Annotated in this window: 7 protein-coding genes and 3 pseudogenes; all 10 read left to right on the forward strand. The window is 45.6% G+C overall.

Features of this window, described 5'->3' with window-relative positions; all coding sequences use genetic code 11:
- Window positions 1-32: 32 nt before the first annotated feature.
- Window positions 33-965: an aldo/keto reductase gene (locus JCM10512_RS09405; protein ID WP_044162486.1), complete on the forward strand. Its 933-nt coding sequence runs from the start codon at window positions 33-35 to the stop codon at window positions 963-965.
- A 10-nt stretch (window positions 966-975) separates the two neighbouring features.
- Window positions 976-1899 carry an amidohydrolase family protein gene (locus tag JCM10512_RS09410; protein ID WP_044162488.1) on the forward strand — a complete coding sequence of 308 codons (924 nt, stop codon included), beginning with the start codon at window positions 976-978 and terminating at the stop codon, window positions 1897-1899.
- 11 nt (window positions 1900-1910) lie between these two features.
- Window positions 1911-3161 carry an L-fucose:H+ symporter permease gene (fucP, locus tag JCM10512_RS09415; protein WP_044162489.1) on the forward strand — a complete coding sequence of 417 codons (1251 nt, stop codon included), beginning with the start codon at window positions 1911-1913 and terminating at the stop codon, window positions 3159-3161.
- A gap of 19 nt (window positions 3162-3180) precedes the next feature.
- Complete coding sequence (locus tag JCM10512_RS09420; protein ID WP_044162491.1) at window positions 3181-4197, forward strand: zinc-binding alcohol dehydrogenase family protein; 1017 nt, start codon at window positions 3181-3183, stop codon at window positions 4195-4197.
- Between the two features lie 251 nt (window positions 4198-4448).
- Window positions 4449-7033 (forward strand): annotated as a pseudogene (xyl3A, locus tag JCM10512_RS09425) (xylan 1,4-beta-xylosidase).
- Window positions 7034-7407: 374 nt separating this feature from the next.
- Entirely contained in the window at window positions 7408-9138 is a 1731-nt protein-coding gene (locus tag JCM10512_RS09430) for a glycoside hydrolase family 43 protein (RefSeq protein WP_044162492.1), read from the forward strand.
- 28 nt (window positions 9139-9166) lie between these two features.
- Entirely contained in the window at window positions 9167-11107 is a 1941-nt protein-coding gene (locus JCM10512_RS09435; RefSeq protein ID WP_044162546.1) for a glycoside hydrolase family 97 protein, read from the forward strand.
- A 23-nt stretch (window positions 11108-11130) separates the two neighbouring features.
- Window positions 11131-12458, forward strand: a pseudogene (locus JCM10512_RS09440) (glycoside hydrolase family 43 protein).
- A gap of 380 nt (window positions 12459-12838) precedes the next feature.
- A complete protein-coding gene (locus JCM10512_RS09445) occupies window positions 12839-15964 on the forward strand; it encodes a SusC/RagA family TonB-linked outer membrane protein (protein ID WP_044162494.1) in 3126 nt (1041 codons plus the stop codon).
- 16 nt (window positions 15965-15980) lie between these two features.
- A pseudogene (locus JCM10512_RS09450) lies at window positions 15981-17856 on the forward strand (RagB/SusD family nutrient uptake outer membrane protein).
- Window positions 17857-17871 lie beyond the last annotated feature (15 nt).

The following is a 17871-nucleotide window of genomic DNA, read 5'->3' on the forward strand; positions in this document are numbered from 1 at the left end:
GTCTCATACAAAACTATTTAAAACTTGAATGTATGCAATACCATGAAATCGGAAAGACAGGGATGAAGGTGTCATCTCTTAGTTTTGGAGCTTCTTCACTGGGAGGAGTATTCCATGATGTTAAAGAGAAAGAAGCGATTGAAACAGTGTTTACCGCCATCGAAGCGGGTATAAACTTTATCGATGTTTCTCCTTACTATGGACATTATAAAGCGGAAACTGTGTTGGGGAAAGCGCTGAAGGATATTCCTCGCGACCGTTACTACCTGTCCACCAAAGTAGGACGCTACGGCAAAGACGGGGTGAATACGTGGGATTATTCGGCTAAACGTGCTACAGAGAGTGTATACGAAAGTATGGAGCGTCTGCATATCGATCACATCGACTTGATTAACGTACATGATATTGAATTTGCCGACCTGAACCAGATCGTCAATGAGACTTTGCCTGCTTTGGTAGAATTGCGCGAGAAGGGCGTGGTTGGCCATGTGGGAATCACCGATTTGCAATTGGAGAATCTGCAATGGGTGATCGATCACTCACCTAGCGGCACTGTGGAATCGATTCTAAACTTCTGTCACTACTGCCTGTGCGACGATAAACTGGCGGACTTTTTGGACTATTTCGAAGCGAAAGGTGTTGGCATTATTAACGCTTCTCCGCTTTCAATGGGCTTGTTGAGCGAACGCGGTGTACCTGCCTGGCATCCGGCTCCGGCATCGTTGGTTGAGGCTTGCCGCCAAGCGATGGAGCACTGCAAAGTGAAGAACTATCCGATCGAGAAGTTGGCTATGCAATTCTCAATCGCTAACCCGCGTATTGCGACTACCTTATTCAGTACCGCGAATCCGCAGAATGTGAAGAAGAATATAGCTTTCATCGAGGAACCCCTGAACGAGGAGTTGGTTCGTGAAGTGCAGAAAATTATCGGCGATCAGCAGCGGGTGAGTTGGTCAAACTCCTAATACAGGCTGTATGGACTATACAATAATTGATGCGCACGCGCATTTGTGGTTGCGACAAGATACCGTGGTAGACGGACTCGCTATTCGCACGCTTGAAAACGGACGCTCCGAGTTTATGGGAGAGATCCGTCAGATGGTTCCCCCTTTTATGGTGGATGGTGTGAATAGTGCGGAGGTCTTTCTCTCGAATATGGATTATGCGCAGGTGGCTGCGGCTGTTATTACCCAAGAATATATCGACGGTATTCAGAATGAGTATCTGGCGGAAGTCGTAGCTCGCTATCCCGGCCGTTTCTTTGTTTGCGGAATGTGTGAGTTTCGTAAGCCGGGTTATCTGGAGCAGGCCAGGGAGTTGATCTCCCAAGGCTTCAAAGCGATAAAGATTCCGGCTCAGCGTTTGCTGTTGAAAGAAGGGCGGGTAATGCTGAATTGCGAGGAGATGATGGAGATGTTCCGTTACATGGAAGAACGCGAGATAATGCTCTCCATCGACTTGGCGGATGGTGCGGTACAGGTTCCCGAAATGGAAGAGGTGATTCGGGAATGTCCCCGCTTGAAGATCGCTATCGGGCATTTCGGAATGGTGACTCGTCCGGAGTGGCAAGAGCAGATCAAGCTGGCCCGTCACCCGAATGTGATGATCGAATCGGGTGGAATCACTTGGCTGTTCAACGAGGAATTCTATCCGTTCAACGGAGCCGTCCAAGCAATTCGGGAAGCAGCCGATCTGGTTGGAATGGAAAAACTGATGTGGGGATCGGATTATCCGCGTACCATTACGGCTATTACGTATAAGATGTCTTACGACTTTATAAGTAAGACACCGGAACTGACCGAAGCGGATAAACGGCTTTTCCTGGGCGAGAATGCCCGGAACTTCTACGGCTTTGCCGATCTTCCCCAACTACCTTATATTAAAAACATGTCTGAATAAAAACAAATACCATGAAAAAGAATACATACGCCATACCGTTGGCACTCGTCTTTAGCCTTTTCTTCCTGTGGGCGATCAGCAGTAACCTGCTGCCTACGATGATCCGGCAGTTGATGAAGACTTGCGAATTGAATACCTTCGAGGCTTCTTTCACCGAGACAGCTTACTGGCTGGCTTATTTCATATTCCCGATTCCGATAGCTATGTTTATGAAACGCTATAGTTATAAGGCGGGCATTATTTTCGGACTTCTGCTGGCTGCGGTTGGGGGCTTACTTTTCTTTCCGGCTGCCATGCTGAAAGAGTATTGGGCGTACCTCTGCATCTTTTTTGTTATTGCTACCGGTATGTGCTTTCTGGAGACAGCAGCGAATCCGTATGTGACGGTTCTGGGTGCGCCTGAAACGGCTCCGCGCCGGTTGAATCTGGCACAGTCGTTCAATGGCCTTGGGGCGTTTATCTCTGCCATGTTCCTGAGTAAACTGGTGTTGAGCGGAACGCATTATACCCGCGATACGCTGCCTGTGGACTATGCGGGCGGTTGGGATGCGTATATACAGATGGAAACAGACTCGATGAAGTTCCCGTATCTGATGCTTGCCTTATTATTGGTGCTCATTGCCATCGTATTTGTATTCTCTAAACTCCCTCGGATTGACGACGAAAGTCCGGCTACGAAGGGGAAGGAGAAATTGATTGAGTTCGGTGTGTTGAGACGTTCGCATTTACGCTGGGGAGTGATTGCCCAGTTTTTCTATAACGGTGGACAGACAGCTATCAACAGTCTTTTTCTGGTGTATTGCTGTACTTATGCCGGACTGTCGGAAGAGTCTGCGACAACATTCTTCGGGCTTTATATGCTCGCGTTCTTGTTGGGACGTTGGATCGGAACCGGCTTGATGGTGAAATTCCGTCCGCAGGATATGCTGTTGGTATACGCTTTGCTAAACATCGTGCTGTGCGCGGTTGTTGTGGTTTGTGGTGGTATGGTAGGGTTGTATGCCATGTTGGCTATCTCCTTCTTCATGTCTATCATGTATCCGACACAATTCTCGCTGGCTCTGAAAGGATTGGGCAGCCAGACCAAGAGCGGCTCGGCCTTCCTCGTTATGGCTATTGTGGGTAATGCCTGCGTACCTCAGCTGACGGCTTACTTCATGCATGCGCATGAGCATATTTACTATGTGGCATACAGTGTGCCGATGATTTGCTTCGCTTTCTGTGCCTATTATGGCTGGAAGGGGTATAAAGTGATTGATTAAATAACCTATATATAAAAAGATGAAAGCAGTTCAAATAATCAACCCCTCCGAAATGAAGGTGGTCGATCTGGAAAAACCGGTCGTTGGAGCCGGTGAAGTATTGGTGAGAATTAAGTATGTCGGTTTCTGCGGATCCGACCTGAATACCTTTTTGGGACGCAATCCGATGGTGAAGTTACCGGTTATACCGGGACACGAAGTCGGAGCGGTAGTGGAAGAAGTCGGTCCGGGCGTACCTGCCGGTTTCGAGAAAGGGATGAATGTAACGCTGAACCCGTACACCAACTGCGGAAATTGTGCGTCGTGCCGCAACGGCCGTGTGAATGCTTGCGAGCATAACGAAACACTGGGTGTGCAACGCAACGGTGTGATGTGTGAGTATGCCGTATTGCCTTGGACGAAGATCATCCCCGCTGGAGACATCTCTGCCCGTGACTGTGCGCTGATCGAACCGATGAGTGTCGGTTTCCACGCTGTTGCCCGTGGACAGGTGACCGACAACGAGGTTGTGATGGTAATCGGTTGTGGAATGATTGGTGTCGGTGCGATTGTACGTGCCGCTCTTCGGGGTGCTACGGTTGTGGCTGTCGACTTGGATGACGAGAAGTTGGAGCTGGCGAAAAAAGTCGGAGCTTCGTACGTCATTAACTCCAAGACCGAGAATGTGCACGAGCGTATGCAGCAGATCAGCGAAGGGCTCGGCGCCGATGTGGTGATTGAAGCCGTAGGAAGCCCTGCAACTTATGTGATGGCGGTTGACGAGGTAGGATTTACCGGACGCGTGGTTTGCATAGGTTACGCTAAAAGCGAGGTGGCTTTTCAAACGAAGTATTTTGTGCAGAAAGAACTCGATATCCGGGGTTCACGGAATGCGCTACCTGCCGATTTCCGGGCAGTCATTAATTATATGAAAGCCGGTAATTGCCCGATAGAGGAACTGATCACTAAAATAGCAAAACCTGAACAGGCCTTGGAGTCCATGCAGGAATGGGCGGCTAATCCGGGCAAGGTTTTCCGGATTCTGGTCGAATTGTAAGATAAATCCTTTTTTTATTTAGCTTATATTTAAGCTGTCTCGTTGCAAAGATGAGGCAGCTTTTTTTTATTCCTTCTCTTCTCATGCCGACTAGCTTTTGTAGATAATACATCGGATCGGGGATGAAAATAGATAAACTTGTAGGTCGATGTAACGTGTGGCTATGTATCTGCAACACACGTGAAACTCTAATTAAGCAGGATGAACTATTTTTGTCTTCAGATTAACTGTAATTAAATAAGTTTGATAGTATGAAGAAATGTTGGATACAGATCATAGGTGTCTGTTGTTTATTATCGGTTTCGGCATGTAAGCAATCGTTGCCTTATCAAAATACGTCTTTGTCCGCGGAGCAGCGGGCGGAAGATTTATTGCATCGGCTTACTTTGGAAGAAAAAGTCGCTCTGATGCAGAACAGTTCCCCGGCTATTCCTCGCCTGGGCATTAAGGAGTACGATTGGTGGAATGAGGCTTTGCATGGAGTAGGACGGGCCGGACTGGCTACCGTTTATCCGCAGGCTATAGGCATGGCGGCTTCGTTCAATGATTCTTTATTATATAAGGTGTTCGATGCGGTGTCTGATGAGGCGCGTGCCAAGTCGCGTGTGTTTAGTGAACAGGGTGGGTTGAAGCGTTACCAGGGGTTGACCTTCTGGACGCCGAACGTGAATATATTCCGTGACCCTCGTTGGGGGCGCGGACAAGAGACTTATGGGGAAGACCCGTATCTGACCGGATGTATGGGGATGGCGGTTGTTCGTGGATTGCAAGGCCCTGCCGATCAGAAATATGATAAGTTGCATGCTTGCGCCAAGCACTTTGCGGTTCATTCCGGCCCGGAATGGAACCGGCATAGCTTTGATGCGGAGAATATTGCTCCCCGCGATTTATGGGAAACCTATCTGCCTGCCTTCAAGGATTTGGTGCAGAAAGCAGATGTAAAGGAGGTGATGTGTGCCTACAATCGTTTTGAGGGCGAGCCTTGTTGCGGCAGTAATCGGCTACTGATGCAGATATTACGTGATGAATGGGGGTATAAAGGGATAGTAGTCTCTGATTGTGGGGCAATATCGGACTTCTATGCGCCCAATACCCACCAGACTCATCCCGACAATAAACACGCATCGGCAGGTGCTGTGTTGAACGGAACGGATTTGGAGTGCGGTAATGAATATGCCTCGTTGCCTAAAGCTATTCAGGACGGGTTGATTGATGAGAAACAGATTGATATTTCACTCAAAAGGCTGTTGAAGGCGCGTTTCGAATTGGGAGAAATGGATGCTCGTCCGGCATGGGCCGAGATTCCAGCTCGGTAGTAAATAGTGCCAAGCATCAGCAACTGGCTTTGCAGATGGCACGCGAATCGATTGTACTTCTACAAAATAAAAATCAGTTGTTGCCTTTGGGAAAGAATCTGAAGGTTGCTATCGTGGGGCCTAATGCGAATGATTCGGTCATGCAATGGGGAAATTATAACGGTTTTCCTGCTCATACGACCACGCTACTGGAAGCTGTTCGGAAAGTTTTGCCGGAGAATCAACTTATTTACGAAGAAGGATGCGACCGGACCAGTGATAAAGCACTCCGCAGCTTGTTTCACGAGTGCCGTGCGGATAATAAACCGGGTTTCAATGCTACGTACTGGAATAACCGCCGGTATGAAGGCACAGTTGCCGCTACCGATCGGGTGACAACGCCTTTCCATTTTTCTTCGGGAGGAGCTACCGCATTTGCACCGGGTGTACAAACGGCCGACTTCTCTGCTTGCTATCGGTCAACTTTCTCTCCAACTCGCTCCGGTAAAGTCGCCTTCCGTTTTCAAATGGATGGTGGAGTGGCTTTATCGATCGACGGTAAAGAGGTAGCCCAAACTGGAAATAGCAAAAATCCAACCGCTATATATACTCTTGATGCGAAGGCAGGACAGCACTATCAGGTTGAAATCCGTTTCAAACAACTCTATGGAGACGCTACTCTTAACTTCGATTTAGGAGAAGAGGTCCCATTGAATATGACTGCGGTTGTTGAGAAGGTGAAGGATGCCGACGTCATTCTGTTTGCCGGAGGAATATCTCCGACCTTGGAAGGAGAAGAGATGAGCGTCACCATTCCCGGCTTCCGTGGAGGTGACCGGACAGATATCGAATTGCCGGCTGTTCAGCGTGCTTTATTGCAGCAATTGCATCAAGCAGGCAAGAAGATTGTATTCATTAATTTCTCCGGTTCGGCTATGGGGCTTCTGCCAGAGTCTACGGCCTGCGACGCTATTTTGCAGGCATGGTATCCCGGAGAAGCCGGTGGTACGGCAGTTGCAGATGTTCTTTTCGGCAATTATAATCCCGCAGGACGTTTGCCTGTGACTTTCTACGAGAGCATTGCACAAGTTCCTGATTTTGAAGATTACTCGATGAAGGGGCGCACGTACCGGTATATGCAACAAAAACCTCTGTTTCCGTTCGGCCATGGGTTGAGCTATACGGAGTTTACGTATGGGGATGCGAAATTGAGTAAGAGTATAGTTGCGAAAGGTGAGAAAGTAAGCCTGACCATTCCGGTCAGCAATGTCGGACAGCGAGAAGGAGAAGAGGTTGTTCAGCTCTACTTGAAACGCCCGTCAGATAAAGAGGGTCCTCGATATACCTTACGTGCATTCAAGCGGATATCTATTCCGGCAGGAAAGACTGAATCTGTGACAATTCCTCTTACGCAGGAAAGTTTTGAGTGGTTCGATTCGGCAACCAATACGGTGCATCCGTTAGCCGGAGCTTATGAACTTCTGTACGGAGGTAGTTCGGATCTTGATAAGTTGAAATCAGTATCGATCACTGTGCAATGATGCCCTGCTATTTGTAATAGTCTTACCCTGTTGATTTGTTGAAACTCATTAATTGAGTGGATAAAGAATAAAACGAGCTTGTTCCTTTGAAAGGAATAAGCTCGTTTGTTTTAAACCAATGGCGCTCTTTATTTAAAGGGCAAAAGATCATTTATTATGCCCCTCAAATGATTGAATACATTACCTGATGTAGTTAGGAGCGTTCTCTTTGATTATCTGTAACATTCAGAAAGAGTAATGTAACACATCCGGCACTAGATGTAACCTCCGTATAGATGCCTGTATCACGATTGTGGGTACATGAGAAATCGAAACCATACATTTGCAGTACTGGTTTGAAAACAAGCATTTATTAGATAATAAAAAGTTATAATATGAGAACATTAAAGTTGATTTTGTCCGGATGGAAGTCTTTGAGTTTATTGCTATTTGCTATCCTTTGTTTTAGTACAGAAGCAAGCGGAAGAGGTAAGGTTACAAAGAATGCTCCTGTTTTTACGCATTTCACTTATCAGGGAGAAGATGCCATCTATAAAAATAATACACTGAAGCCGGATGAGTTTTATAATCCCATCTTGCAAGGTTGCTATCCTGATCCAAGTATTACCCGGAAGGGAAATGATTATTATTTAGTATGCTCGTCATTTGCAATGTTTCCCGGAGTACCGATCTTTCACTCCAATGATTTAGTCAACTGGAAACAAATCGGCCATGTACTGGACAGAACTTCACAACTAAAGGTGGAAGAGTGTGGTATCAGTGCGGGTGTATATGCTCCCGCAATAAGATATAACCCGGGTAATGATACGTTTTACATGATTACCACACAGTTTTCCGGAGGGTTCGGAAATATAGTAGTAAAGACGAAAGAACCGGAGAAGGGGTGGAGCGATCCTATCAAACTTCAGTTTGATGGCATTGATCCCTCGCTATTCTTTGACGACAACGGTAAGGCGTATGTGGTTCATAATGATGCTCCCCCACAGGGTCAAGAACGTTACTCGGGACACCGTGTCATAAAAATATGGGATTATGACATAGAGAATGATAGGGTGGTTCCGGGGTCTGATAAGATCATCGTTAATGGTGGAGTCAATATCGAAGAGAAGCCAATCTGGATCGAAGCACCTCATATCTACAAGAAAGACGGGCGATATTACTTAATGTGTGCGGAAGGCGGAACCGGCGGTTGGCATAGTGAGGTGGTCTTTGTGAGTGATAATCCCAAAGGTCCCTATTTACCTGCAAGCAGCAATCCTATTCTGACTCAACGTTATTTTCCGGTAAATCGGGAGAATAAAGTGGACTGGGCAGGCCATGCTGATCTGGTAGAGGGACCCGACGGCAAATATTATGGTGTGTTTCTAGGCATACGTCCTAACGAAAAGAGCAGGGTGAATACGGGGCGTGAAACATTCATTCTTCCGGTAGATTGGAGCGGAACATTTCCTGTTTTTGAAAACGGGCTTGTTCCCATGAAACCTACACTGAAAATGCCTGCAGGAGTAGAAAATATGACGGGTGAAAATGGCTTTCTGCCTAATGGGAATTTTGTGTTTGATGATGATTTCTCAGCAAAAAAGCTAGACCTCAGATGGATCGGACTTAGAGGACCGCGTGAAGAATTTATTAATATCACCGGCAAAGGTTTACGGATAACTCCTTTCCCGATTAATATTAAAGAAGTTAAGCCGACATCTACTTTGTTTTATCGGCAGCAACATAGCCATTTCACAGCGTCGGTAACGATGGATTACAGAGCTAAGACAAGTAATGAATTGGCCGGTATCACTTGTTATCAGAATGAAAGATATAATTATGTCTTCGGCATAACTAAAAAAGAGAAAAGCGACTACTTGATACTTGAAAGGACGGAAAAGGGGAAATCGATCCTTGTGGGAGAGGTAAAGATAGAAGCGGAGAAACCGATAACACTACAAGTAGCGGCTAGTGGTGATGATTATCGATTTAACTATTCGACTGACGGGGAAAAATTCCAGAATCTGGGAGGTACAGTTTCCGGTGATATTCTGTCTACTAATATCGCAGGAGGATTTACCGGAGCAATGATCGGATTGTATGCTACGTTGGCCAATGATAAGTAGTAGAAATGTTTAATCTTAAAATAGTATGATGAAATTCTTTTTTGCGCTAGCAATGCTATTGACAGCCGCCGTAGTAAATGCGGATGAAAAACAGATAGCAAGCCCGGATGGAAAATTGGCGGTGATTGTATCGGACATCAACGGACAACCCTCTTATCGTATCAGTTATAACGGCGTTTCTTTTTTAGAATCATCACCTTTAGGGCTGGTTACGAATATCGGTGATTTTTCGCAGCAAATGTCACTAGGCAAAGATATACGGGTTAAGGAAATTAATGAAGTGTATGAATTGCCTAGCATCAAACAGAGTAAGGTTCATTATGTAGCAACAGAGGCGACTATACCATTTATTCGAGAGGGAAAAGCAGTCTATGATGTCGTTTTTCGCATCAGTAACCGGGATGTTGTCTTTAAATATAAAATGTATCCGCAAGGTGAAACATTGAGTTGTATTATTCAAAAAGAAGCAACGGGTTTTGTGCTTCCCGATGGGACTACTACATTCCTCTGCCCGCAAAGTAAGCCTATGGGTGGATTTGCCCGTACTTCGCCCAGTTATGAAACATCCTATACGGTAGATGATGCCGTTGGCAAGAATGGATGGGGGGAAGGTTACACTTTTCCATGTTTGTTCCGTAATGGCGATAAAGGCTGGTTGCTCATTTCTGAAACAGGAGTAAATGGTGGCTATTGCGGTAGCCGCTTGTTGGGAGGCAATAAAGGATTGTATACAATCGGTTTTCCTCAGGAGGGTGAAGCAAATGGTAATGGTACGGTTGCACCGGGCCTCTCATTGCCGGGAGAGACGCCTTGGCGTACGATTGTTTTGGGAGAAACGCTTGCTCCCATAGTAGAATCAACAACTGCTTTTGATGCGGTGGAACCACTATATACGGCATCACAGAAATATACATACGGTTCTGGTTCGTGGAGTTGGATTATCGGTATGGATGCAAGTACGAATTATGAAGAACAGATCCGCTATATTGATTTCTCGGCTGCGATGGGGTATCAGTCTGTCTTGGTAGATGCGCTTTGGGATAAACAGATTGGGCACGATAAGATACAAAAATTGGCAGAGTATGCTGCGGCAAAGGATGTACATCTGTATTTGTGGTATAACTCCAATGGTTATTGGAATGACGCTCCACAATCGCCGCGAGGTATTATGAATCATACAATCGCTAGGCGGAAAGAAATGAAATGGATGCAAAGCATTGGTATACGCGGAATAAAGGTGGACTTTTTCGGCGGAGATAAGCAAATGACTATGCAGCTTTATGAAGATATTCTGGCAGATGCGAATGATTACGGATTATTGGTAATCTTTCATGGCTGTACTTTACCCCGTGGATGGGAGCGGATGTATCCAAACTTTGCATCCAGCGAAGCGGTACTGGCCAGTGAAAATCTTCATTTTTCGCAAGGTAGTTGTGATAATGAAGCATTTAATGCTTGTCTGCACCCGTTTATTCGCAATACTGTGGGGAGTATGGATTTTGGCGGTAGCGCATTAAATAAATATTATAATGCGAACAATGCTCCGCGTGGAAGTCGTAGAGTAACATCGGACGTCTTCGCACTGGCTACAGCCGTATTGTTTCAGAGTCCGGTTCAACATTTCGCCTTAGCTCCTAACAATCTGACAGATGCTCCGTCATGGGCTATTGATTTTATGAAACAAGTTCCTACGACTTGGGACGAGGTACGTTTCATTGACGGTTATCCCGGTAAATACGTTATTCTGGCTCGTCGTCATGGAGACAAATGGTATGTAGCCGGTATAAATGCACAAAAGGAGCCGCTGAAAGTCAAGGTTAACTTACCTATGTTTTCAAGTGGAGAGCAATTGCGGCTGTTTAGTGATGACCAGACATTGCAAGGTAACGTGAAACCGATCAAAATAGGAAAAAAACAAGAGTTGCAGTTGTCTATCCCTTGTAATGGTGGAATCTTAATTATAAAATAATTATTTACTATAATAAATTGAACATGAGAAACTTGAAATTACTAAGCCTGTCATTCCTGTTAGCGTTGGCTGCTACTCCGGGAATTGCACAAAACCCGATTATCCAAACAAAATATACAGCCGATCCGGCTCCGATGGTATACAACGATACTATATTCCTTTATACGACTCATGATGAAGATGACGCCGAAGGATTCAAAATGTTAGACTGGTTACTTTATTCTTCTACAGATATGGTGAACTGGACTGATCATGGAGCGGTTGCTTCTCTGAAAAGCTTTGATTGGGTGGCGCGTGATAATGGTGCATGGGCAGAACAGGTTATCGAACGCAATGGCAAATTCTATATGTATTGCCCGATTCACGGCAATGGTATTGGTGTTTTAGTATCCGATACTCCTTACGGACCTTTTAAGGATCCTTTGAACAAACCCTTGGTTTGGCAAAAGGAGCATTGGTACGACATAGACCCTACTGTATTTATTGATGATGACGGACAGGCCTATATGTATTGGGGTAATCCGAATGTTTATTATGTGAAACTGAATGAGGATATGATTTCCTATTCGGGGGAAATCGTACAATTGGAGAATAAACCGGAGCATTATCAGGAAGGTCCTTGGGTATATAAGCGGAACCAGCATTATTACATGGCTTTTGCCTCGACTTGTTGTCCGGAGGGTATTGGTTATGCCATGAGTGATAAACCTACCGGACCGTGGACTACCAAAGGATACATCATGCGTCCTACAGAGAAGACTAGAGGGAATCATCCGGGTATTATTGATTATAAAGGGAGCTCTTATGTGTTTGGTTTGAATTATGATTTACTGCGTCTGGAGACTCCCGACCATAAAGAACGTCGTTCGACTTCTGTTGCAAAAATGCATTATAATTCCGATGGAACTATTCAGGAAGTACCTTATTGGAAGGAAACGAAATTGGGACAACTTGAAAACTTTAATCCTTACCGTAGGTAGAAGCTGAAACAATGGCTTGGGGATATGGCCTTAAAACCGAGAAGTTTGCCAATGGCGGTTTGTTTGTGACTGACATTGATAACAATGAGTCTCTGTGTGTACGTGGTGTCGACTTCGGCGTGAAGGGAGCAAAGAAATTCAGCGTGAGTGCAGCTTGTGTTGAAAAAGAAGGTACGATTGAAGTTCGCCTGGACAGCGTTGATGGTCCGCTAATAGGTAGCGTGGCTATAAAACCGACAGGCGGAATGGATATATATAAGCTTATGTCATGCTCAATAAAGAACGCAAAAGGAATACATGACCTGTATTTTTGCTTTAAAGGCGAGAAAGGAAACAACCTGTTTGATTTGGATTATTGGGAGTTTAAATAGTCTTTATCATGGCATTGAATAATGCTGATTGTTTATGTCTAAATTTTGGGATGCTACAAGGGTAAAGATGGATGTTACGCTGAAAAGGAGACGTGTTATTATACCAAAGAAGCGCGTAACATAACTATGGGCGTCTTGCTGTAGTATAGTTTACCTTTGTGGCAACCAAGAAGTTTATGCTGCCAGTTATCTCCCCACTACTAGGTGGGAGAGCCTATGGGAGGTGCAACCAGCCTGTATACTACTTGTGATTTGTGAACAGTGGCTTTTTATAATAATCTAATACTATTGTCTATGAAGTGTGTGTATAACGATAGCTGAAGCTATTATCTAATGAATGATGATTGGAAAATAACGTAGTTAATTAACATCTTAATCTAATAGTAATGAAAAATGTAAGGAAGAAAATTCAAAAAATCCCTTGCCTATTCCTGCTTATGCTCTTCAGTTTCATGACGGCATCGGCTCAGAAAGGTATAACGGTAAGAGGGACTGTGCTTGATAGTAACGGTGAGACAATCATTGGTGCTTCAGTTATATTAAAAGGTAATAATTCAATAGGTACAATTTCTGATCTGGATGGACATTTTGTGTTGAATGTGCCCAATGAAAAATCGACTCTTATTGTTTCGTATGTAGGAATGAAACCGCAGGAAGTAAAAGTGGTTTCTACGGGTCAGGTGAAAGTGACGTTGGAAGACGATACGCGGCAATTGGATGAGGTCGTGATCGTTGGTTACGGACAACAGAAAAAAGCATCCGTGGTAGGTGCAATTACACAAACAGATAGTAAGACATTGGAGCGTGCTGGTGGGGTAAGCAGCTTGGGTGCGGCGCTGACCGGTGCTTTGCCGGGTTTAATCACTACCAGCTCTACCGGTATGCCGGGTGCCGAAGATCCTCAAATCATCATTCGTACGCAGAGTTCCTGGAACAGTAGCGCGCCTTTGATATTAGTGGATGGTATTGAACGTGAAATGAGTTCGGTAGACATTTCTTCTGTAGAAAATATCTCTGTTTTGAAAGATGCCTCTGCTACGGCTGTGTACGGTGTGAAAGGAGCCAACGGGGTAATCCTTATTACTACCAAGCGCGGTAAAGAGGGAAAGGCTAGTGTGCGGATAAAGGCTAATGTTACGGCAAAGGTCGTATCGAAGCTTCCCGAAAAGTACGACGCATATGACACATTTTACCTGATGAACAACTCCATTGAGCGTGAGGCTAGCCTCAATCCGGCCGGATGGGCTAACTATACACCTGCAGCTATCATCGATAAATATCGCAATCCGGCGAATGCGGAAGAGTGGGATCGCTATCCCAATGTAGATTGGGAAAAGGAGCTTTTCAAGAAAGCTGCCATGTCTTACAATACGAGTGTGAACGTATCGGGCGGTACCAAAGTTGTGAGCTACTTTGCGGCTGTGGATTTCGTAAACGAAGGTGACTTGTTTAAGAACTTTGAAAATGGGCGTGGCTATAACTCCGGTTTCGGCTATAACCGCATCAACGTTCGCAGCAACTTGGACTTCCAGTTAACCAAGACCACTCAATTTTCTACAAACTTGTTCGGGTCGAACGCACAACGCCAGTTACCATGGGATATGGGTGACGGTGATACAGGCTACTGGAATTCTGCCTACAAATCGGCTCCCGATGCCATGCGCCCCGTGTATTCCAACGGTATGTGGGGGTGGTACGCCCCGCGTGACGCAGATGTGCCTAACTCGATTTATTCCTTGGCCGTGGGTGGCAAGGAAAAACGCACGACTACCAAGATGACTACCGACTTCATCCTGACTCAGGATTTGGCGATGCTGACCAAAGGATTGAAATTCAAGACGAATTTTTCCATGGACTACACTTTTGTAGAAAACAAACGCGGGCTCAGTGACCAGTATAATCCTGCACAACGCCTCTGGGTGAATCCTGATACAGGCGAGTATCGCTACCAATACGATCCGGATTCAGGTACCGGACTTGACAAGGTCGTCAATCCGATCTATTGGATACAACAATCAGGTAGTGCGAATCTAGGTGCTACGTATCGTAAACTCTACTACTCGCTTCAGTTGGACTATGCCCGTACGTTCGATAAACACGAGGTGACCGCTCTCGGTCTTTTCAGCCGGTTGAAAGAGGCACGAGGAAATGGATTCCCCGTTTATCGGGAAGACTGGGTGTTCCGTATGACTTATAACTATGCCATGCGCTATTTCTTCGAAGCCAATGGTGCGTATAACGGTTCCGAGAAGTTCGGCCCCGATTATCGTTTTGCTTTCTTTCCTTCTCTCTCGTTAGGTTGGATGATCAGTGAAGAGAAGTTTATGAAAAAAATGAAGTTTATAGATATGTTGAAAGTGCGTGGTTCATGGGGACGCATCGGTGATGATAATGTCGGCGGCCGCTTCTTATACAAAGACCAACTGAGCAATGGTGGTAACACTGTTATGGGTAGCATTAATCCGGACGATTCTCCTTATACCTTCTGGAAAATCTCTTCATTGGGCAATCCTAACGTTTCTTGGGAAACTGTAGAAAAACGCAATATCGGTTTGGATTACGCTTTCTTCGACGGCCTTATCGCAGGTTCGGTAGATGTGTTCAACGATACCCGTTCAGACATCTTGGTTAGTGGTGGTAGCCGTTCCATCCCATCTTATTTTGGTGCAACGGCTCCACAGGCTAACTTGGGTAAGGTAAACAGCCATGGTTACGAATTGGAGTTGCGTTTGAACTATGTGTTTAATAACGGTATGCGTGCCTGGTTAAATACGAGTACGACTCATGCTGTCAATAAAATCAAGTTCAGAGACGACGCTCCCTTGCTACCTACTTATCAGAAAGGAGCAGGGAATAGTATTAATCAAGTTTATTCTTACATCGATCATGGAAACTTGGTCACCTGGGATGATGTGATAGGTAGTAGTAGCTGGACAACCGGAAATGATATGAAATTGCCTGGTGACTACAATATTATTGATTTTAACGGTGACGGTGTAGTCGATAATGATGACCGTGCCCCCTATCAGTATGCCACCACACCACAGAATACTTATAATGCCTCTCTGGGTTTTGAATGGAAAGGATTCAGTTGTTTCGCACAATTCTATGGTGTAACCAACGTAACTCGTGAGGTCAGTTTCCCGACATTCCGTTCCACAGCTCACGTTGCTTATGCAGAGGGTAACTATTGGACTCCGGGCGGTACCGCTACGCTGCCTACTCCACGTTGGGGAACCGCTGTAGACGCAGCTGCTACCGGCACGCGTTATTGGTATGATGGCGCTTACCTTCGTCTGAAAAATGTTGAAGTGGCCTACACATTCAAGAATAACTGGCTGAAGAAAAGGGGGGTCAATTCCTTGCGCCTCTATCTGAATGGTGACAACCTCTATATGTGGACCAAAATGCCGGACGACCGTGAAGCTAACTACGGCACGGGCTCTTCGGACGGTGCCTATCCTACGGTACGCCGTTTCAACCTTGGTATCGACATAACCTTATAATAACGCAGAGATGATTATGAATAAATATATCAACAAACTATTTATGATGTCAGCCCTTGCAGTGGCAGGCATGATGGGGATGACCTCGTGCACCGACTATCTGGATAAAGCTCCGGAAAGTGATTACCAAGCGAATGACCCCTACAAAAACTTCAAGAACTTTCAGGGATTCACCGAGGAACTCTATAATTGTATTCCGGCAATTTCGAACAACAAAGATGCCGGACATACTTGCTTCAATTATGGTGAAGATGAATACTGGGAACCGCAGGAAATGCGTTTGCAGGCTCGTAACGTAGACAATGGAGACTTCTGGGGGTGGTCAACAGCTTACTATGCTATCCGAATAATCAAGGAGCGGCAGGTTCAACAAACCGAACTGACAAAGGTCATTTATGGGCCAACTCTTGGTATGCTATCCGTAAAGCCAATATCGGTATCGCAAATCTCAGCAGTCTGGTAGATGCCACCGAAGAAGAACGTAATCTCATCGAAGGACAACTTTACTTTTTTCGTGCCTGGTATCACTTCATGCTGATGGAATGGTGGGGGGGAATGCCATACATCGATCAAGTACTCGCTTCGGATGTGACTCCCACGCTGCCTCGCCTCACTTGGCAGGAATGTGCGGAAAAATGTGTAGCAGACTTTGAACATGCAGCAGCCTTTCTACCTGTCGACTGGGATGCGACGACTGCTGGAAAAGTAACGCTGGGTAAGAACAATATGCGTATTAACCGGATTATGGCTTTAGCCTACAAAGGTAAGACCTTGCTTTGGCTGGTAGCCCGTTGATGAACTGGGCTTCCGGGGGTGCGAAGGAATATAATACAGAGCTGTGTAAACGGGGAGCTGATGCTCTCGGGCAAGCGCTGGCTCTCACTGAGTCAACCAACCGTTACGAACTGGCCAACTTCTCCGAATATAACGATCTCTTCTTGTTGCACAACTCAAGCGGTAAACTGCCCGGAGTGAAAGAGTCTATCTTTATGGAGAATATTAAGGACTATGCTGGGCGCTGGCGCTGGAACATGATTAACGATTTCCGTCCGCAATCCATCGAGTCATCTGGTATCAAGGTATTTCCTACTGCCAATTATGTGAACTACTACGGTATGCAAAATGGTTATCCAATTAATGATATGACAAAGGCTGATACCGAGTCGGGTTATGACCCCACACATCCTTGGAAGAACCGTGATCCGCGTCTCTACAAAACCATCATGTTCGATGGCATGAAGTGGAAAAGTACCGGTGGTGCAGGCGGAACGGTAGAACTGTTTACCAAAGGACGGGAGAGTGGAGAAGTAAACCCAAAGAAAGGCTGCTTCACAGGCTATATGAACAGCAAATTCTGCCCGCAGTTGATGAATACAACTGACGGTTATAAGGAGAATAATATCATGATTCTTAGTCTTATGCGTTTGGCTGATGTCTATCTGATGTATGCCGAAGCTACGGCAGTGGGCTACAATGGTCCGAAGAATAAGGCCACTACTTATTCACTTACAGCCGAGGAAGCATTGAACAAGATTCGCAAACGCGCTGGTGTAGAACCCGTACTTGACAGATTCTTAGGTAACACTGCTGACTTCCTAAGTGAATTACGCCGTGAACGTGCCGTTGAACTATCCTTTGAAAGCTTCCGCTTTATGGACCTTCGGCGTTGGATGCTTCTGACCAAAGATCCTTATACGCTGAAGACCAAGATCGAGTTTGATCGCGCTAATCCAAGTGACTACAATTATGATGTACCGGAAGCAAACGCTATCAAAAATCTACGCGAAGTAGTATTGTTCGAGCGTAAATATACTGACAGACACTATTGGTATCCACTTCCTAAAAAGGATGTTAGCATGTATGAAGGATTCTACCAGAATCCCGGATGGTAATCTTGACGTATTAAC

Source organism: Bacteroides reticulotermitis JCM 10512, from assembly GCF_000517545.1.
GTDB classification, from domain to species: domain Bacteria; phylum Bacteroidota; class Bacteroidia; order Bacteroidales; family Bacteroidaceae; genus Bacteroides; species Bacteroides reticulotermitis.